This window comes from Hydrogenophaga sp. RAC07, from assembly GCF_001713375.1.
Classification (GTDB): domain Bacteria; phylum Pseudomonadota; class Gammaproteobacteria; order Burkholderiales; family Burkholderiaceae_C; genus Hydrogenophaga.
This window is the reverse complement of sequence record NZ_CP016449.1, coordinates 3114455-3131449: the sequence shown is the minus strand read 5'-3', so window position 1 is coordinate 3131449 and position 16995 is coordinate 3114455. Positions and strand designations below refer to the sequence as shown.

At 65.0% G+C, this 16995-nt stretch carries 18 protein-coding genes and 1 tRNA gene; 10 read left to right on the top strand and 9 right to left on the bottom strand.

The genetic code is table 11. The features are described 5' to 3' along the window. Positions 1–15 precede the first annotated feature (15 nt). Positions 16–600, top strand: a complete 585-nt coding sequence (locus BSY239_RS14650) for a sigma-70 family RNA polymerase sigma factor (RefSeq protein WP_069047437.1) — start codon at positions 16–18, stop codon at positions 598–600. Further along, the gene (locus BSY239_RS14645) at positions 597–806 is read left to right on the top strand and encodes a zf-HC2 domain-containing protein (protein ID WP_069047436.1); all 210 of its coding nucleotides are present in this window, start codon (positions 597–599) and stop codon (positions 804–806) included. Before BSY239_RS14650 ends, BSY239_RS14645 begins: the two co-directional genes overlap by 4 nt. A gap of 4 nt (positions 807–810) precedes the next feature. On the opposite strand, the gene ftsY is transcribed toward BSY239_RS14645, so the two are convergent. Then, a complete protein-coding gene (gene ftsY / locus BSY239_RS14640) occupies positions 811–1836 on the bottom strand; it encodes a signal recognition particle-docking protein FtsY (RefSeq protein ID WP_069047435.1) in 1026 nt (341 codons plus the stop codon). A gap of 29 nt (positions 1837–1865) precedes the next feature. Between ftsY and BSY239_RS14635 the strand changes: the two genes are divergently transcribed. Genes BSY239_RS14635 through BSY239_RS14615 form a run of 5 tightly spaced genes read left to right on the top strand, consistent with a single transcriptional unit; the run spans position 1866 to position 6143 of the window. Then, the gene (locus BSY239_RS14635; protein ID WP_083239993.1) at positions 1866–3269 is read left to right on the top strand and encodes a M16 family metallopeptidase; all 1404 of its coding nucleotides are present in this window, start codon (positions 1866–1868) and stop codon (positions 3267–3269) included. After that, positions 3266–4612, top strand: coding sequence for a M16 family metallopeptidase (locus BSY239_RS14630; RefSeq protein ID WP_069047434.1), 1347 nt, complete (start codon positions 3266–3268; stop codon positions 4610–4612). Before BSY239_RS14635 ends, BSY239_RS14630 begins: the two co-directional genes overlap by 4 nt. Positions 4613–4648: 36 nt before the next feature. Beyond that, positions 4649–5263 (top strand): 16S rRNA (guanine(966)-N(2))-methyltransferase RsmD, encoded by a 615-nt coding sequence (gene rsmD / locus BSY239_RS14625; RefSeq protein ID WP_069047433.1) that lies wholly within the window; start codon positions 4649–4651, stop codon positions 5261–5263. Between the two features lie 36 nt (positions 5264–5299). Further along, on the top strand, positions 5300–5818 hold the full coding sequence (coaD, locus tag BSY239_RS14620; RefSeq protein ID WP_069047432.1) for a pantetheine-phosphate adenylyltransferase: 519 nt from the start codon (positions 5300–5302) through the stop codon (positions 5816–5818). Positions 5819–5834: 16 nt separating this feature from the next. Continuing rightward, complete coding sequence (locus tag BSY239_RS14615) at positions 5835–6143, top strand: YfhL family 4Fe-4S dicluster ferredoxin (RefSeq protein WP_069047431.1); 309 nt, start codon at positions 5835–5837, stop codon at positions 6141–6143. Here BSY239_RS14615 and pth read toward each other — a convergent pair. From pth to BSY239_RS14580, 7 genes are all read right to left on the bottom strand, one after another. Continuing rightward, the gene (gene pth, locus BSY239_RS14610; protein ID WP_069047430.1) at positions 6083–6751 is read right to left on the bottom strand and encodes an aminoacyl-tRNA hydrolase; all 669 of its coding nucleotides are present in this window, start codon (positions 6749–6751) and stop codon (positions 6083–6085) included. The genes BSY239_RS14615 and pth overlap by 61 nt on opposite strands. 91 nt (positions 6752–6842) lie before the next feature. After that, a complete protein-coding gene (locus BSY239_RS14605) occupies positions 6843–7472 on the bottom strand; it encodes a 50S ribosomal protein L25/general stress protein Ctc (protein ID WP_069047429.1) in 630 nt (209 codons plus the stop codon). A 100-nt stretch (positions 7473–7572) separates the two neighbouring features. Then, positions 7573–8547, bottom strand: coding sequence for a ribose-phosphate pyrophosphokinase (locus BSY239_RS14600; RefSeq protein WP_069047428.1), 975 nt, complete (start codon positions 8545–8547; stop codon positions 7573–7575). Positions 8548–8646: 99 nt separating this feature from the next. Beyond that, positions 8647–8723, bottom strand: a tRNA-Gln gene (locus BSY239_RS14595). Between the two features lie 95 nt (positions 8724–8818). After that, positions 8819–9709: a 4-(cytidine 5'-diphospho)-2-C-methyl-D-erythritol kinase gene (gene ispE / locus BSY239_RS14590; RefSeq protein WP_069047427.1), complete on the bottom strand. Its 891-nt coding sequence runs from the start codon at positions 9707–9709 to the stop codon at positions 8819–8821. Between the two features lie 14 nt (positions 9710–9723). After that, a complete protein-coding gene (locus BSY239_RS14585; protein WP_069047426.1) occupies positions 9724–10197 on the bottom strand; it encodes a lipoprotein insertase outer membrane protein LolB in 474 nt (157 codons plus the stop codon). Then, complete coding sequence (locus BSY239_RS14580) at positions 10194–12038, bottom strand: tetratricopeptide repeat protein (protein WP_083239992.1); 1845 nt, start codon at positions 12036–12038, stop codon at positions 10194–10196. Before BSY239_RS14580 ends, BSY239_RS14585 begins: the two co-directional genes overlap by 4 nt. Before the next feature lie 91 nt (positions 12039–12129). Between BSY239_RS14580 and mutM the strand changes: the two genes are divergently transcribed. From mutM to mutY, 3 genes are all read left to right on the top strand, one after another. Next, on the top strand, positions 12130–12945 hold the full coding sequence (gene mutM, locus BSY239_RS14575) for a bifunctional DNA-formamidopyrimidine glycosylase/DNA-(apurinic or apyrimidinic site) lyase (protein WP_069047424.1): 816 nt from the start codon (positions 12130–12132) through the stop codon (positions 12943–12945). 93 nt (positions 12946–13038) lie between these two features. Continuing rightward, a complete protein-coding gene (locus tag BSY239_RS14570) occupies positions 13039–14982 on the top strand; it encodes a dynamin family protein (RefSeq protein ID WP_069047423.1) in 1944 nt (647 codons plus the stop codon). Continuing rightward, positions 14979–16082 carry an A/G-specific adenine glycosylase gene (gene mutY, locus BSY239_RS14565; RefSeq protein WP_069047422.1) on the top strand — a complete coding sequence of 368 codons (1104 nt, stop codon included), beginning with the start codon at positions 14979–14981 and terminating at the stop codon, positions 16080–16082. Before BSY239_RS14570 ends, mutY begins: the two co-directional genes overlap by 4 nt. Here mutY and rapZ read toward each other — a convergent pair. Further along, the gene (rapZ, locus tag BSY239_RS14560; protein WP_069047421.1) at positions 16079–16993 is read right to left on the bottom strand and encodes an RNase adapter RapZ; all 915 of its coding nucleotides are present in this window, start codon (positions 16991–16993) and stop codon (positions 16079–16081) included. The two genes, mutY and rapZ, sit on opposite strands and share 4 nt — an antisense overlap. Positions 16994–16995: the final 2 nt, after the last annotated feature.

Below are 16995 nucleotides of genomic sequence, written 5' to 3'. Positions count from 1 at the left end.
TTACACTCAGCCCCCATGCCGCAGCCCAACTCCCCGTCGTTCGAGCAACAAGTCGCCGATCTGCGTGTGTATTTGCTCAAATTCGCGCGCCTGCAGCTGCGCAACGACGCCTGGGCCGAGGACGCGGTGTCCGAAACCATGCTGGCCGCCATTGCGCGACCGCAAGGCTTCGAGCAGCGTTCCCAGCTCAAGACCTGGCTGGTCGGGATCCTCAAGCACAAGATCATCGACGCGATGCGGCAGAACAGCCGCGAGGTGTGCCTGTCCAGCGACAGTGACGACGAGGGCGCCGATCCGCTGGAGCACATGGCTTTCAAGGCCGATGGACATTACGCCGAGAAACCCGCCGAGTGGGGCAACCCGGAGCAGGACCTGAGCAGCCGGCAGTTTTTCGAGGTGCTGGAAGCCTGCACCGACAAGCTGCCCCCGGTGCAGGGGCGTCTGTTCCTGATGCGCGAGTGGCTGGAGCTCTCCAGCGAGGACATCTGTAAGGAACTGTCGCTGACTCCGACCAATCTGTACGTTCAACTGCACCGGGCCCGGCTGCGGTTGAGAGAATGTCTTGAACTCAACTGGTTTGCCCGCCCCAACACGCCATGAAGCCGATTTATCCGCTGCGCCGCACCTGCAAGGAGGTCTCCGCGCTGCTCATCGCGCGCGAAGACCGCGCCCTGCCGCTGGTGGAGCGCATGGCCCTGCGGCTGCACATGGCCATGTGCCAGGCCTGTCCGCGTTTCGAGCGCCAGTTGCTCACCATGCGCAACGCCATGGGTCAGTGGCGCAACTACTCCGACAACGAGAGCTGAGCGCTCAGGACAACAGCGCTTGCGCAAACTCGCGCGCGTTGAAGGTTTCCAGGTCTTCCAGCTTTTCACCCACGCCGATGAAATAGATCGGCACCGGCTTTTCGCGCGCGATTGCGCAGATCACACCACCCTTGGCCGTGCCGTCGAGCTTGGTGATGATGAGACCCGTGAGCCCCAGGGTCTCGTCGAAGGCCTTCACCTGCATCAAGGCGTTCTGCCCGGTGTTGCCGTCGATCACCAGCAGCACTTCATGCGGTGAGGTTGGATCGGCCTTCTGCACCACGCGCTTGATCTTGCGCAGCTCTTCCATCAGGTGCAGCTGGGTCGGCAGGCGCCCGGCGGTGTCGACCAGCACCACGTCGCGTCCACGCGCGCGCCCGGCGGTCACCGCGTCAAAGCTCACCGCAGCCGGGTCGCCGCCTTGTTGCGTGATGATCTCCACCGTGTTCCGGTCGGCCCACACCGCGAGCTGCTCGCGCGCGGCAGCGCGAAAGGTGTCGGCCGCGGCCAGCAGCACGGTGGCGCCGCCCTGCGCCAGGTGCCGCGTGAGCTTGCCGATGGAGGTGGTCTTGCCCGCGCCATTCACGCCGGCGACCATGATCACGGTGGGTTTGTGTTCACCGATCACCAGCGGCTTTTGCAGCGGCATCAAGAGAGCGGTGATGGCATCGGCCAACAGGCCTTTGACCGCGGCGGGGTCGGTGGTCTTGCTTTCCTTCACCCGACGTTTCAGGTCCGCCAGCAGGTGGGTGGTGGCTTTCATGCCGGTGTCGGCCATCAGCAGCGCGGCTTCAAGTTCTTCGTACAGCGCGTCATCGATCTGTGTGCCGGTGAAGACCGTGGTGATGCTCGATCCGGTCTTGCGCAGGCCGTTCTTGAGCTTGTCCAGCCAGCCCTGGCGCACGGGTGCGGCGACAGGTGGCGGGGGGGGCGGTTCGACGGGGGTAGCCACCACAGGCGTGACTGTGGCGGGCGTGGGAATCGCCGGTGAGGGCTCGGTGGGGGCTTTTTTGCGAAAGAACGAGAACATTTGTCCATCTCTAGAATCCATTGCATTCTATGAAACGCACTCTGAACCTGCCGGACGGGCGCCGCGCCGCACTGTCCATCGCACTGGCTTTCGCGGCCTTCGGGTCGTCGGCACAGTCTTCAAGCCCGACTTCCGCCAACCCGGTGGCCCAGAGCTTCACGCTCTCCAACGGCATGACGCTGATCGTGCGGCCCGACCGGCGCGCTCCCACCGTGGCCCACATGCTGTGGGTGCGGGTGGGCTCCATCGACGAGGTGGACGGCACCTCGGGCGTGGCCCATGTGCTCGAACACATGATGTTCAAGGGCACTCCCGACCTCAAACCGGGTGAGTTCTCGCGCCGCATCGCGGCCCTGGGCGGGCGCGACAACGCCTTCACCAGCCGCGACGCCACGGCCTACCACCAGCAGGTGCCGGCGCAGGCGCTGGAGTCCGTGATGAAGCTGGAGGCCGATCGTTTTGCCAACAACCGGTGGAGCGACGACGAGTTCAAGCGCGAGATCGAGGTGGTGAAGGAAGAGCGCCGCCAGCGCACCGAAGAGTCGCCGCGCGCGCGCATGTTCGAAGCCATGAACGCCATGGTCTACCAGGCCAGCCCGTACCGTCGGCCCATCATCGGCTGGATGAGCGACATCGAGGCCATGACGCCCAACGATGCGCGCGAGTTCCACCAGCGCTGGTACACGCCAGCCAACGCTGCCGTGGTGATCGCGGGCGACGTGGACGTGGCGCAGACCCGTGCGCTGGCCGAGAAACATTTCGGTCCCATTCCTGCCCGCGCGCTGCCCGCGCGCAAGCCGCGCGAGGAACCGCCGCAGTCGGGTCCGCGCCGCATGGAGTACCGCGCCGTGGCCGACCAGTCGCTGGTGGCGCTGAGCTACAAGGTGCCGCGCTGGAGCGGCGCCGCCGAAGAAAGCAAGTCCAGCCAGGACGCGTTGGCCTTGACGGTCTTGTCGGCCGTGCTCGACGGGTACAACGGCGCCCGGCTCGACCGCGCACTGGTGCAAGGCCAGGGGACCGGGGGCAAACGCATCGCCGACAGCGCAGGCGCTTCCTACGGTTTGATGGGGCGCGGTCCCCAACTCTTCTCGCTGAGCGCGGTGCCGGCGCGTGGCGTCACACCGGAGATGGCCGCCGCAGCGCTCAAGTCCGAGGTGGAGCGCATTGCGCGCGAGGGCATCAGCGAAGCCGAGCTGCGCCGTGTCAAGACGCAGTGGACGGCGGGCGAGGTCTACAAACTTGATTCGGTGTTCAACCAGGCGCAGGAACTCGGCAGCTACTGGGCCAACGGCCTGGACATCCACACCGGGGACCGCCTGATGAACCGCCTGAAGGCGGTGACGGCTGCGCAGGTGCAGTCGGTCGCGCAACGCTACTTCTCCGATCAGCAGCTCACCACCGCGGTGCTGGTGCCCGAGGGGGGGCAGAAATGAAGGCCATTCTGAAAACACTGTTCCGCACCACCGCTGTGCTGGCTGTCCTGCTCGCCGGCGTGTTCAACACCGCGCAGGCGGCCATTCCCATCGAGCACTGGACGCACAGCAGCGGCGCGCGCGTGTACCTCGTCGCCAGCCCGTCCATCCCCATGCTGGACGTTCAGCTCGACTTCGACGGTGGCAGCCGGCGCGACCCGGCGGCGCAGGCCGGTCTGGCCAGCGCAACGGCGGGTTTGCTTTCGGGCGGCGTTGCCGCGCAGCCGGGCCTGCCCGCGCTGGACGAAAACCAGCTCAGCGAAGCCTGGGTGGATCTCGGGGCGCAGTTCGGGGCTCAGGCCAGCGCCGACCGCTTCACGCTGTCGCTTCGCACGCTGACCGAGCCTGATTTGCTGCAGCGCGCCGTGGCCTTGGCCGCCCGCCAGATTGCGGCACCGGCCTGGCCACAAGCGGTGTGGCAACGCGACCGCGAGCGTGTGCTGGCCTCGCTCAAGGAAGCCGAAAACCGGCCGGGCACGCAGGCCGGCCGCGCGTTTGCGCGCGCTGTCTACGGACCGCACCCCTATGGCTACCAACCCGACGCTGCCACCTTCAACGCGATCAGCGTGGCCGACATGCAGGCCTTCTACCGCCGACACGTGGTCACCTGCCGCGCGCAGGTGACGCTGGTGGGCGCGATCGACCGCGCACAGGCCGACGCCATCGTGGGTCGGTTCATGGCACCGCTGAAAGCGCACGGCTGCGAGCCTTTGCCGGCTGTGCCGCAGGTGCAGGCGCTGGAGCGCGCGATCGACGAGCGTCTGCCGTTCGCCGCCGCCCAAGCCCAGGTGTCGATCGGCCAGCCCGGCATTGCGCGCAACGACCCCGACTTCTTTCCGCTCTTCGTGGGCAACTACATCCTCGGCGGCGGTGGTTTTGTTTCGAGACTGACCACCGAAGTGCGTGAGAAGCGTGGCCTGAGCTACAGCGTGTTCAGCTACTTCGCGCCGGGCCGACATGCCGGGGCCTTCCAGATCGGCCTGACCACGCGTCCCGACCAGGCCGCCCAGGCCGTGGAGGTGTCGCGCAACGTGGTGAAGCAGTTCGTGGAGCAGGGCCCCACCGAGGCCGAGCTGGTGGCGGCCAAGGCGTTTCTGGTGAACGGCTTTTCACTGCGTATCGACAGCAACCGCAAGTTGCTCGACAACGTGGCCAACATCGGCTGGAACGGCCTGCCGCTGGATTACCTGGACACTTGGACCCAGCAGGTGGAGCGCGTGAGCGTGGCCGACATCCGCCGTGCGTTTGCTCGCGTGCTGCAGCCGGACCGCATGGTGACGGTGGTTGTTGGAGCCCAGCCCTGAACGCGATGCGCGTTCGGGTCGCGTAAGCTCGGCGGCATGAAAAAACCTCCCGTTTCCGCCGCACGCGCTGCGGCCAGCGCCCCGCACGAAATCCGCATCATCGGCGGTCTCTGGAAACGCACGCTGCTGCCTGTGGCCGACCGGCCAGGTCTGCGTCCCACGCCCTCGCGTGTGCGCGAGACCCTGTTCAACTGGCTGGGGCAGGACCTCACCGGCCTGCGCTGCGTGGACGCCTTTGCCGGCACCGGTGCGCTGGGCCTCGAAGCCGCTTCGCGCGGCGCGGTGGAGGTGGTGCTGGTCGAACAGGACAGCGCCTTGCTTGCCAACCTCAGCCGCACCGTGACCAAACTCAAGGCCACCGCCGTGCGCGTGGAGCGCGGTGACGGTGTGGCCGCGCTGCGCCAGCGCGCCGGGCAGGGCTTTGACGTGGTGTTTCTCGATCCACCGTTCGCCGATGCGCAGAACGAAACCCTGGTGCTTTCTGCGCTGACGGCTGCGCGTCAGGCCATCGGTGTTGATGGCCTCGTGTACCTGGAGGCGCCACGCCCCTGGCTCGACGATGAGCTGGCGATGCTGGGTCTGCAGTTGCACCGACAGGGCAAGGCGGGCGCGGTGGCCTTTCACCTGTTGCGGCCTTTGCCCGCGCAGTGAGCGGGCACTGACAGCCCCGCGCGCATAATTCCGGCCATGCCTTCCGACCTTTCTCCGTCCTCAAAACAGCCCCGTGTGGCGGTGTACAGCGGCACCTTCGACCCGCTCACGCTGGGCCACGAAGACGTGGCGCGCCGCGCTGCGTTGCTGTTTGACGAGGTGATCATCGCGGTCGCCATCGCCCACCACAAGAAGACCCGCTTCGCCTTGCAACAGCGGCTGGACATGGCGGCCGAGGCCGCGTCTCGCATGCCCGGGCAGATGCGTGTGCTGCCGTTCGACGGTCTCATCATGGATTTCTGCCGCGAGCAAGGCGCGTGTGCCGTGGTGCGCGGCATCCGCAACCTGACCGACTTCGACTACGAGGCCCAGATGGCCGCGATGAACCGCAAACTCAACCCGGCGGTGGAGACGGTGTTCCTGTTGCCGCAGGCCGAGCTGCAGTGCATCTCCAGCACGCTGGTGCGCGAGATTTCGCAACTGGGTGGCGATGTGTCCCAGATGGTGAACGCCCACGTGGGCGCGAACCTCAAACCGGCTCCGCTGCAAGCCTGAACAGGGAGCGACCGCCATGGCCCTGCTGATCACCGACGAATGCATCAACTGCGATGTGTGCGAGCCCGAGTGCCCGAACCAGGCGATTTACATGGGCGAGGAGATCTACGAGATCGATCCGTCGCGCTGCACCGAGTGTGTGGGCCATTTTGACGAGCCACAGTGTGTGCAGGTCTGCCCGGTGAGTTGCATCCCCATCCACCCCGACCACATCGAGTCGCGCGAAACGCTTTGGCAGAAGTACCAGCGTCTGCAAAAAGCCGGTCAGCCCTTGTCGGCCGCAGGTGACGTGCCTTCGCCCGCTGCGCCTTCAACGGGCACCTGATCGGCCTTGGCCGGGCGAGGCGGTTTGGCCCTCGGTGGCTTGCTGGTGTGGATGAGCGCGGTGGCCTTGTCCATTTCCCCGGCGATCAAATGCGGCAAGGCCTTGAGGCTGCGATCCAGCGCCTGGGCAATCGCAATGCGGTCGTCGGGTGAAGGCTTCTTCAGCACCCAGTTGGCCACTTCGTTCTTGTTGCCCGGGTGGCCAATGCCCACGCGCAGGCGCCAGTAGTCGGCGCTGCCCAGCTGGGCGTGGATGTCGCGCAGTCCGTTGTGGCCCGCGTGACCACCACCCTTCTTGAGCTTCACTTCACCGGGTGGCAGGTCCAGCTCGTCGTGCACCACCAGCACTTCTTCAGGAGCTATCTTGAAGAAGCGCGCCACCGACGCCACCGACTTGCCCGAGAGGTTCATGAAGGTCTGCGGCTCCACCAGCCAGACGCTCTGACCCCCCACATTCGCGCGCGCCACCAGACCGAAATGTCCCCGCTCCATCTGCAGCGATGTCTTGAGCAGGCGCGCCGCTTCATCCACCCACCAGAAGCCGGCGTTGTGACGGGTGTGTTCGTAATCCGGGCCCGGGTTGCCCAGGCCGGCGATGAGTTTGATCATGGGGTGGGATTATCGGCAGGTATCCTGGGCACCAAGCAAAACGGCCCGCCAAGGCGGGCCGTTTCAAGGCAGTCATCGGTCCGAAGACAGATTACTTCTTCTTGCCCTTGGCGCCTTTTTTGTCGTCGACGGGAGCGGCCACAACAGCCACCACGACGTCTTCAACCGGCTCCACCACAGTGGCGATGGTCAGGTTCTTGCGGCCATGCATCACGAGCTTGATGCCCTTGGGCAGCTTGATGTCGCCGGTGTGGACCGTGCCGCCCTTGACGACTTCGCCCAGGTCGATGGTGATGTTCTCGGGCAGCTGGGTGGCCAGGCACTCGATTTCGATCTCGGTCATCACGTGGTTGATCACGCACTTGTCGGTCTTGACCGCAGGCGAGTTCTCTTCGTTGATGAAGTGCAGGGGCACTTTCTTGTGCAGGCGGGTCTTGTCGTTCACACGCTGAAAGTCCACGTGCAGCACGAGCGGCTTGTACGGGTGGTACTGCACATCGCGCAGCAGCACTTTTTGCACCGAGCCGGCCACGTCCATCTCAAGGATGGAAGAGTGGAACGCTTCCTTCTTCAGGGCGTGCCACAGGGCGTTGTGATCGAGTTCGATCGTGGCGGCGGGTGTTTCACCACCAAAGACGATACCGGGCGTGCGGCCGGTGTTGCGGAGACGGCGGCTCGCACCCGTACCCTGCTTGGCGCGCTCAAAAGCGACGAATTGCATGACTTACTCCTGTGGAGGGGTTCCGCGACCAGAACACCTCTGTTTCAAAAGAGCGACCCCCACCATGGAGGTCACCCGCTTTTGCTGCCTTCAGAACCTCTTAGAAGAGGTTGTCCTGATCGGCAAACAAACTCATCACCGACTCACCCGAAGCAATGCGCGCGATGGTTTCGGCCATCAGCGGTGCCACGGAGAGTTGGCGGATCTTGGCGCAGGCCTGGGCGGCTTGCGACAGGGGAATGGTGTTGGTGACCACCACCTCGTCGAGGGCGTTGCCCTTGGCGATGCGTTCGATGGCCGGGCCCGAAAAGATCGGGTGCGTGCAGTAAGCGTAAACGTGTTTGGCACCGCGCTCCTTGAGCACCTCGGCGGCTTTGACCAGCGTGCCGGCGGTGTCGATCATGTCGTCCATGATCACGCAGTTGCGCCCGTCGATGTCGCCGATCACGTGCATCACTTCCGACACGTTGGCCTTGGGTCGACGCTTGTCGATGATGGCCATGTCGCAATTGAGCTGCTTGGCCAGCGCGCGGGCGCGCACCACGCCGCCCACGTCGGGCGAGACCACCAGCAGGTCCGGGTAGTTTTTCTGACGCAGGTCGCCCAACAGCACGGGCGAGGCGTAGATGTTGTCCACCGGGATGTCGAAGAAGCCCTGGATCTGGTCGGCGTGCAGGTCCATGGTGAGCACGCGGTTCACGCCCACGGCGGTCAGCATGTTGGCCACAACCTTGGCCGAAATCGGCACGCGGCCGGAGCGCGGACGGCGGTCCTGGCGGGCGTAGCCGAAGTAGGGGATGACGGCGGAGATGCTCACGGCCGATGCGCGCTTGAGCGCGTCCACCATGATGATGAGTTCCATCAGGTTCTCGTTGGTCGGCGAGCAGGTGGACTGGATCACGAACACGTGGCGGGCGCGAACGTTTTGTGTGATCTCGACCGTGACTTCACCGTCGGAGAAGCGCCCCACGTTGGCCGCACCGAGCTGCGTGCCCAGATGCTGTGCAATTTCCGCGGCCAACACCGGATTGGCGTTGCCGGTGAAGATCATGAAATCCGGCGGCTGAACTTGCATGGGGTTCCCAGCTGTTTGAGCGACGGCCCAAATGGATCGCCGTCAAAAAATGGCCGTTCGTGGAACGGCCGGGTGGGTACGTGATGTGATGAAAACGGGTGGCAGGGGAGGAAGGACTCGAACCCTCGCATGCTGGAATCAAAATCCAGTGCCTTTACCAACTTGGCGACTCCCCTACGCAGGAGATCTGTTCAACGTGAAGCCGGACAGATCACCGAAAAACCTTGTCGCAGGTTGCGCAACCACTGCCTGGGCTGAACGCTTGCCGATTCTAATCGGAGCACCAGTCGAGCAATGGATGGACATCCATGTTGCTGCATTCACGAACCGTCCAGTCGCTCGGGGCGGTGGTCAGTTGCATGGCTTGCGGCACTTGCGCAAACACCGCCGTTCCCGATCCGGTCATGCGCCCCTGCAAACCCTGGTCTTGCAACCATTGAATGCAGTGCCCCACATCGGGACACAGCGCCTGCGCCACGGGTTGAAGATCGTTGTGTCCGAAAGCCAGAATTTTCTGGAGTTCGATCACCCCAGTTGCCTGGGCATCTTCACGCGAGTCGTTTGCAGCAAAGCCTTGGATTGTAGCAGTTTTTGTGTCCCGTTTGAGCTCGGGCGCGCTGAAGATGCGTTGCGTGGACGCTCCGCCGGGTGGTTTGACCACCACAAAGTGCGCCGCGGCCAGTGCCACGGGCGTGAGACGCTCGCCCACGCCCTCGACCCATGCGTGGCGCCCGCCGATGAAAAACGGCACATCGGCGCCCAGCGTGAGGCCAATGGCGGAGAGCTGTGGGCGTGTCAGACCCAGACCCCAGAGGCGATTGAGTGCCAGCAGGGTGGTGGCAGCGTCCGACGAACCCCCGCCCAGACCGGCTTCCGCGGGCAGCTGCTTTTCGAGTGCGATGTGCACGCCGTGGGTGCAGCCGGTGGCAGCCTGCAGCGCACGGGCGGCGCGCACAGAGAGGTCTTCGGCCGGCAGCGGCATCTGCGCGAGGTCTTCCCGGCTGATCTGGCCGTCGGGCCGCAACTCGAAATGCAGGCGGTCGCACCAGTCGATCAGCATGAAGACGGATTGCAGCAGGTGGTAGCCGTCGTCTCGCCGCCCGGTGATGTGCAGGAACAAGTTGAGTTTGGCGGGCGCCGGGACATCGAACAGGCGACGCAATCGGGTCCCCTGCGTCATGGTTGCACGACGACCCGAAGCTCGGCCACGGGCGCGGGCGAGGTCCGGCGAGCCGTGATGCGACCTTCGGATTGGCGCGTCAGATCGGCCTGCCAGCCTGGCACATCGCCTGCCCGGCCGCGCAGCCAGCCGAAGAGGGCGGCCACCGGCACGGGCGTGCCGCTGAGCTCGGTGGTGAGTTCGTCCAGGCTGCCGCGCCGGGTGACCTGACCGCCCTGGCGCATTTCTGCGCTGCCGGGCAACCACACCACGGTGGCAAGCGACGTGCCCAATGGCGAGGTGAGCTGGAGTTCACCGGCCTCCGGTGTGCCACGCAACTCGAAGCCCGCCGAAAAGGACTGCGGCGGATCGCTCTGCACGGTCATGGCCAAACGTCCACTCCAGAGCTCTTCACCGGGCTGCATGGCGCGTTGCGGTGTGGCGCAGGCCGACAGCAAGGCCACGGTGACGAGCAGCGCAGCCCACCTCATGGTTTGACACGCAGGCGCTTGAGTGTTCCTTGCAGGGTTTCGTTGTCGGCCGACAGCATCAGACCTTCGCGCCAGATCTTGAGGGCCTGATCACGTTGTCCTTTTGACCAAAGGACTTCACCCAGGTGCGCTGCGATTTCCGGATCCGGGCGCTTCCCGTAGGCCGCCTGCAGGATCTCGAGTGCGCGCCCGGTGTTGCCGAGCCGGAATTCGACCCAACCCAGGCTGTCCTGGATGTAGGCGTCGCCGGGGGCCAACTCCACCGCCTTCTCGATCAGCCGCTTGGCTTCGGGCAGACGTTCGTTGCGATCGGCCAGCGAGTAACCCAGGGCGTTGTAGGCGTGGTGGAAGTCGGGTTTGGCCACGATCAGCGCGCGCAACAGCACTTCCATGTCGGCCGGCTTGCCCGCCTTTTCGGCCATCATGGCCTGGTCATAGCGCAGATCGGCTTCGTCAGGGAAGCGCGCAACGGCCTCGCCATAGACCTCGTAGGCTTCTTTCCACAGCTTGAAGTCGCGCAGCAGCTGCGCTTCGGCCGCCAGCTTCAGGCGCGCGTCTTCCGGGCGGCGTTCGGGCTGGCTGCGCAACAAGGCCCGTGCTTGCGGCATCTGGCCTTGCCGGGCCAACAGCGAGGCACGGCGCATTTGCGCCGCCATGATGTCGTCGGCGTTTTCAATGCGGTCCAGCCACGCGGTGGCGGCTGCGTAGTCCTGACGCTTTTCTGCGATCTGCGCCATCATCAAATAGGCTTGCGTGAGTCCGCGGGCCGAGCGTTCATCGCCCGCTGGCCGGGCCAACGCCATGTACTTCTCCAGCGACGCGGTCGCTGCGGGCAGGGCGTTTTCCTGCAGTTGCAAGGAACCGAGCAAGAGCCAGGGTTCGGCCTGGTCGGCCTGGCGCGCGGTCAGCTTTTCGAGTTGCGCGCGGGCTTCCGCGTTGCGTTGCGTATCGATCAGGATCCGTGCATAGGCCAGCGCGACGGCGGTGTCGGCGGCGGTGTTGATGTTGCTGGCTTCGAGCTGTTGACGCACGATGGGCTCGGCCTGCGTTTCTCCACGCTCCATGAGCTCCAGTGCCAGCAACGCGGGAAAGGCCGACGCCGGTTCGGCCGTGTGGCCGAGGCGGGCCGAGACCAGCGCCTCGGGCATCTGGTCTTGCGCGAGATACATGCGGCCAATCGACGTGAAGGCGGCTGCCGCGTGAGCGGGTTGTTTGAGGAAAGGGCCCAGGGCTTCACGAACCACGGCCGCTGCCTGGTTTTTGTCGGTCACGCGCGAATACGTCTGGGGGATCGCATTGATGGTGTCGTTGCGGTCAGAGGCCGTGGCCTCGTTCAGGATGGCTTGCAGCACCGGCCCGGTTTCGCCGACCCGGTTGAGGGCCAAGAGAATCTGGAGTTCGAACCGGCGGGCTTCCGCGCTGCCGGGCAGCTCGACAGTCCAGGCGCGAGCAGCCGCCAGCGCGGCATCACCTGACCGGGCTTGCAGCGCCACTTCGACAGCACGGCGGTAGAGCAGCGGATCGCGCTGTTTGCGCGCCGCATCGAGGATGAACGAGTAGCCCGTGCCGGGCTCGCCCCCGCGCACGTTGAGTTCGCCGAGCAGCAGTTGGTAAAAGAGGGGCGCGTTCAGTGCCGAGTTGACCACCGTGTCGCCAGGGCTTGCCGCAGTTGCTGGTGCGGGCGTGGGCGTGGTGGTTTGTGCCGACGCACCGAACAAACAGCCGGCCAGCGCCATGGCGAGGGCCGTGTGTCGCGCCAGCCTTGCAGGATTTCCCGGACCGACATGGGGCGGGCGAGCACGCTGGGTGGACGGGCCTTCGGCGCGGTGCAAGGTATTCATCGGGTCATGATAATGGAAGGTTTTCGGGGCGCAGGGGTCTGATCTGAAGACCGCACAAGCGTTCCGGATGCTAGGAAGAAAACACCGTCCCATGCCCGAACTCCCCGAAGTTGAAGTCACCCGGCGCAGCTTTGCCGACCGCATTGCCGGGGCTTCCATCCTGCGTTTGCAGATGGGAAAACCGCTGCGCTGGCCGTTGGGTTGTGAAGAGACTGCTTTGCAGGGTCGAACGGTGGTCTCTGTCACGCGGCGGGGAAAGTATTTGCTGATCAACCTGGACCGCGGCGTGCTCCTGGTGCATCTGGGCATGTCGGGCAGCCTGCAGTTCGACCTGGCACTGCCGCCGCGGGGTGTCCACGACCATTTCGAACTGTTGACCAGCCGGGGGACCCTTCGATTGCACGACCCCCGCCGCTTCGGTGCGGTGGTCCACGCCGACGCCCTGGACAGCGCCACCGCTGCCAAGCTGCTGGGCGGTCTGGGCGTGGAGCCGCTGGAAGGCGGGTTTGATCCTTTGGCGTTCCACCGCGCGCTGCAGTTGCGCCGTTCGGCCATCAAGCAGGTGTTGTTGTCCGGTGACATCGTGGTGGGCGTGGGAAACATCTATGCGTCCGAGGCCTTGTTCATGGCGGGTATCCGGCCCACGTTGCGCGCGGATCGCCTGACCAAGCCGCGAGCGGCGCGCCTGCACATGGCCATCGTCGAGGTACTCACACGTGCGGTCGCGCTGGGCGGCAGCACCTTGCGGGATTTCTCCAGCGCCGAGGGCCAGTCGGGCTACTTTCAGCTCGACGCTTTCGTGTACGGCCGGGAAGGGCACCCCTGCAGGGTATGTGGTACACCCGTCAAAGCCATTCGCCAAGGGCAGCGATCGACGTTTTTCTGCACCATTTGCCAGAAAAGCTGATGGCTCAAACGACCCGGCTGTCGGGCATGCGGGCCGCCCGGTATTGCGAGGGAGGCCGATGCTATATTGACCAGTGGTTACAACATCAGAGCTATGAGTTTCAATCAGGAATTTGATCAACACGGCGTGTGGCGCAAGCAGTTTGCCTTGCGGTTGCGCCTGCTTGCGGAGTGGTTGACCGACCACGACCTGATGGAGCCCGGCATTCGCGAGCGCCTCGACGGCCTGCACGCCCAGGTCAAGAACGACAAGATCATGGTGGCCTTCGTGGCCGAGTTCTCGCGCGGCAAATCGGAGCTGATCAACGCGGTGTTTTTTGCCGGTTATGGGCGCCGCATCATGCCGGCGAGCGCCGGGCGCACCACGATGTGTCCCACCGAGCTGGGCTACGACGCGGAAGTGCCACCGTGCCTTCGCCTCTTGCCCATTGAAACCCGTTTGCAACCCCTGTCGCTGCTCGATTGGCGCAATGCCCCTGACAAATGGGAGCGGGTTGACCTGGACGTGAACGACCCCAAGCAATTGGCGCGTGCCATTCAAAAGGTGGCCGAGGTTCGGCGGGTCACGCTGGACGAAGCGCGGGGTCTGGGTTTCTGGAGCGATGAATCGCCCGAAGACAACCCGCTCACCGGCGCCGATGGCACGGTGGAAGTGCCCAAGTGGCGCCATGCCCTGATCAACATGGCGCACCCGCTGCTCAAGCAGGGCCTGGTGATTCTGGACACACCTGGTTTGAACGCGATTGGTGCCGAACCCGAGCTGACCGTGAGTTTGTTGCCGCAGGCGCAGGCGGTGGTGTTCATCCTGGCGGCCGACACCGGTGTGACCAAATCCGACCTCACCATCTGGCGCCAGCACCTGTCGGTCCTGGGTGAGGGCAAAGAGTCGCGTCTGGTGGTGTTGAACAAGATCGACACCATGTGGGACGCGCTCAGCTCGCCCGAGCAGGTGCAATTGCAGATCGCATCGCAACGCACCGACTCCGCCGAGATTCTGGGCCTTTCACCGCGCCAGGTGCTGGCTGTGTCGGCCCAGAAGGGCTTGCTGGCCAAGGTCAACCGCGACAAGAAACTGCTCGCGGCCAGCAACCTCATGGAGCTGGAAACGGCCCTGGGCGTGGACCTGCTGGGCCAGAGGCGCAAGATCTTGAGCGGGGCGGTGGCCACCGGCATCCAGTCCTTGCGGGTGGAGACCACGCGCATGGTGCACACGCGCTCGCGCGACCTTGTGGAGCAGATCCAGGAGCTGGAAGGCTTGCGTGGCAAGAACGCCGGCGTGATCAAGCAAATGCGTCTGCGCATCGAGCAGGAGCAGGCCGACTTTGATGCCAGCGGCGCCAAGATCCAGGCCGTGCGTTCGGTGCACCTGCGCTTGCTCAAAGACCTGTTTGCCATGCTGAGTTCAACACACCTCAAGGCCGAGGTGTCGGTGTTGTCCAAGGCGCTTCGGCAACCGGGCATCAAGCTGGGCGTGCGCCGCGCGTACGACCACACCTTTGACCGGTTGCGCGCCGACATGAACAAGGCCGACGGCATGGCGGGTGACATCCAGTCCATGCTGGAAGGCAGCTTCAAGAGCTTGAACGCTGAATACGGCTTTTCGTTACAGGCGCCCACGCCGCCGCAGCTCGCCCAGTACGTGAAAGACCTCGACCTGATCGAGAAGAGTCACCTGCAGTACCTGAGCCTGGGCAATGCGCTCAAACTGGCGAACCCCGAATTTGCGGAACGCCTTGCGCGCGCGCTCATGAGCCGCTTGAGGGTGGTGTACGACACCGCGGTCAACGAAGTGGAGCTGTGGAACAAGTCCGCGGCTGCGCAGCTTGATGCCCAATTGCGCGAGCGCCGCCGCAACTTCACCCGGCGCATTGAAGCGGTCTCGCGCATCCAGCAGGCCGCGGGCGGTCTGGATGAGCGCATTCGCGAACTGCAGTCCCACCAGGCCAAGCTCAACCTGCTCGACGCGAAGCTGTCCGAGCTGACCGACCACCTGCTGGCCGCGCCCGACGAAGAGCCCGCCGAAGCCTTGGCGGCATGAGTGAGGTCGGCGGCCCGCGCGCCGATCTGCCCACCGCCTTTGCCCCCTTGCTGATCGACTGGCAACGCCGCGCCGGGCGCAGCGGCATGCCCTGGCAGAACAGTCGCGATCCTTACCGGGTGTGGCTGTCCGAAGTGATGTTGCAGCAGACCCAGGTGAGCACCGTGCTGGGCTACTACGCGCGGTTCCTGGAGCGATTTCCCGACGTGGAGGCCTTGGCCGCTGCTGAGGCAGACGAGGTCATGTCTTTGTGGGGTGGCCTTGGTTACTACAGCCGTGCGCGCAACCTGCACCGCTGCGCCCAGATGGTGGTTGAGCAGCATGGCGGCCGGTTTCCATCAACGTCTGCAGGGCTTGAGACGCTGCCCGGCATCGGCGCTTCAACCGCCGCAGCCATCGCATCGTTCTGTTTTGGCGAACGTGTGTCCATTGTGGATGGCAATGTGCGCAGGGTGCTCACGCGACTCCTGGCGTTCGAGGGCGATCTGGCGCAGACCAAACCCCAACGCGAACTGTGGGAAATGGCGCAGGCGCTGTTGCCGATCGAGCCGTCTGCCGACGACATGACGGCCTACACACAAGGGCTCATGGACCTGGGCGCAACGGTTTGCACGCGCAGCCGTCCGGCCTGCGGGCAGTGTCCCATGCAGGGTATTTGCCAGGGCTACCAGGTGGGTGAACCGCAGCGGTTTCCGGTGAAGACCCGCAGCTTGAAGCGCCGCCATGAAAGCTGGTGGTTGTTGGTCGTGAGGTTGACCGAGGGGCCAGAGCGCTTCTGGCTGCAGCGTCGGCCAGCCAGCGGCATCTGGGCCGGTCTGTACTGCCCGCCGGTGTTTGAAAGCGAGCTGGCAGCTCATGCCGGGTTGCCTTCAGCCTGGGTGAAGCGTCTGGTCGCGCTGGACGCCGTGTCGCACAGCCTCACCCACCGGGAGTTGCGCTTGCATCCCTTGCTGCTGGAACTCACGTCAGAACCCCTGCCCGGCGAATGGCCTGCAGGCCAGTGGGTGGACGCCGAACGGCTGGTCCAGCATGGCCTGCCCGCGCCCGTGAAGCTGCTGTTGCAAGCCTTGCGGGCGCCAGACCTGTTTGCGCGGCCTTAGACGCCGGGCACCATCGGCGTGGGCCAGCTGTCGGCTTCCCGGTGTCTCACTCGCGTGGACCAGTCCATGCCGAAGGCCCGTGCGAGTTGCTCCACCAGGTACACCGAGCGGTGCTGTCCGCCGGTGCAGCCAATGGCCACCGTCACATAGCTGCGGTGATCGCGCAGCATTTGCGGCAACCAGTGCGCCAGGAAATCGGTGATCTGCTGCTCCATCTGCCGCACCTCGGGTTGCGCCTCCAGGTAGGCGGCCACGGGCGAGTCGCGGCCAGTCAGCGCCTTGAGGTGGGGCTCGTAGTGCGGGTTGGCGAGCATGCGCACGTCGAACACGAAATCGGCGTCCATGGGAATGCCGCGCTTGAACGCGAACGACTCGAACACGAGCGTGAGCGGCGCTTGCGTGGCACCCAGCAAGTCCTTGATCTGGCTGCGCAGGTGCGTGGGCCGGATCAGGCTGGTGTCGAGCACCAGTGCCTGGTCGCGCAGTTCGGCGAGCAGTTCACGTTCCTGCTCGATGGCGTCGGTGAGCGCTCTGTGCTGGTCGTTGAACTGCTTGAGCGACAGGGGATGCAGCCGCCGCGTTTCTGAAAACCGGCGCACCAGCGTGTCGGTGGTGGCGTCGAGGAACACGGTGGTGAGGTTCACCGGACGCTGTGCGTGGTGCTGCAGCTGCGCCAGCCGCTTGGGCAAGCCCGGTAGCGAGCCTGCACTGCGCACGTCCATGGCGATCGCCACCTTGCTGGCCTTGTGGCTCTGCTCGAGTTCGATGAAGGCTTCGAGCAGCTCGGGCGGCAGGTTGTCCACGCAGTAGAAGCCCACGTCCTCCAGCGCGGTGAGCGCAACCGACTTGCCCGAGCCGGACATGCCGGTGATCAACACCAGGTGGATCGGGGTGTCGTTCGTTGTGGTCATGG

Excerpts from the sequence above, each read along its gene's own strand:
- BSY239_RS14570 (WP_069047423.1), top strand. The coding sequence starts at position 13,039 with ATGAGTTTCAATCAGGAATTTGATCAACACGGCGTGTGGCGCAAGCAG.
- BSY239_RS14605 (WP_069047429.1), bottom strand. The coding sequence starts at position 7,472 with ATGCAATTCGTCGCTTTTGAGCGCGCCAAGCAGGGTACGGGTGCGAGC.
- ftsY (WP_069047435.1), bottom strand. The coding sequence starts at position 1,836 with ATGTTCTCGTTCTTTCGCAAAAAAGCCCCCACCGAGCCCTCACCGGCG.
- mutY (WP_069047422.1), top strand. The coding sequence starts at position 14,979 with ATGAGTGAGGTCGGCGGCCCGCGCGCCGATCTGCCCACCGCCTTTGCC.
- rsmD (WP_069047433.1), top strand. The coding sequence starts at position 4,649 with ATGAAAAAACCTCCCGTTTCCGCCGCACGCGCTGCGGCCAGCGCCCCG.
- coaD (WP_069047432.1), top strand. The coding sequence starts at position 5,300 with ATGCCTTCCGACCTTTCTCCGTCCTCAAAACAGCCCCGTGTGGCGGTG.
- BSY239_RS14635 (WP_083239993.1), top strand. The coding sequence starts at position 1,866 with ATGAAACGCACTCTGAACCTGCCGGACGGGCGCCGCGCCGCACTGTCC.
- pth (WP_069047430.1), bottom strand. The coding sequence starts at position 6,751 with ATGATCAAACTCATCGCCGGCCTGGGCAACCCGGGCCCGGATTACGAA.
- rapZ (WP_069047421.1), bottom strand. The coding sequence starts at position 16,993 with ATGACCACAACGAACGACACCCCGATCCACCTGGTGTTGATCACCGGC.
- BSY239_RS14585 (WP_069047426.1), bottom strand. The coding sequence starts at position 10,197 with ATGAGGTGGGCTGCGCTGCTCGTCACCGTGGCCTTGCTGTCGGCCTGC.
- BSY239_RS14630 (WP_069047434.1), top strand. The coding sequence starts at position 3,266 with ATGAAGGCCATTCTGAAAACACTGTTCCGCACCACCGCTGTGCTGGCT.
- BSY239_RS14645 (WP_069047436.1), top strand. The coding sequence starts at position 597 with ATGAAGCCGATTTATCCGCTGCGCCGCACCTGCAAGGAGGTCTCCGCG.
- BSY239_RS14650 (WP_069047437.1), top strand. The coding sequence starts at position 16 with ATGCCGCAGCCCAACTCCCCGTCGTTCGAGCAACAAGTCGCCGATCTG.
- BSY239_RS14600 (WP_069047428.1), bottom strand. The coding sequence starts at position 8,547 with ATGCAAGTTCAGCCGCCGGATTTCATGATCTTCACCGGCAACGCCAAT.
- BSY239_RS14615 (WP_069047431.1), top strand. The coding sequence starts at position 5,835 with ATGGCCCTGCTGATCACCGACGAATGCATCAACTGCGATGTGTGCGAG.
- BSY239_RS14580 (WP_083239992.1), bottom strand. The coding sequence starts at position 12,038 with ATGAATACCTTGCACCGCGCCGAAGGCCCGTCCACCCAGCGTGCTCGC.
- mutM (WP_069047424.1), top strand. The coding sequence starts at position 12,130 with ATGCCCGAACTCCCCGAAGTTGAAGTCACCCGGCGCAGCTTTGCCGAC.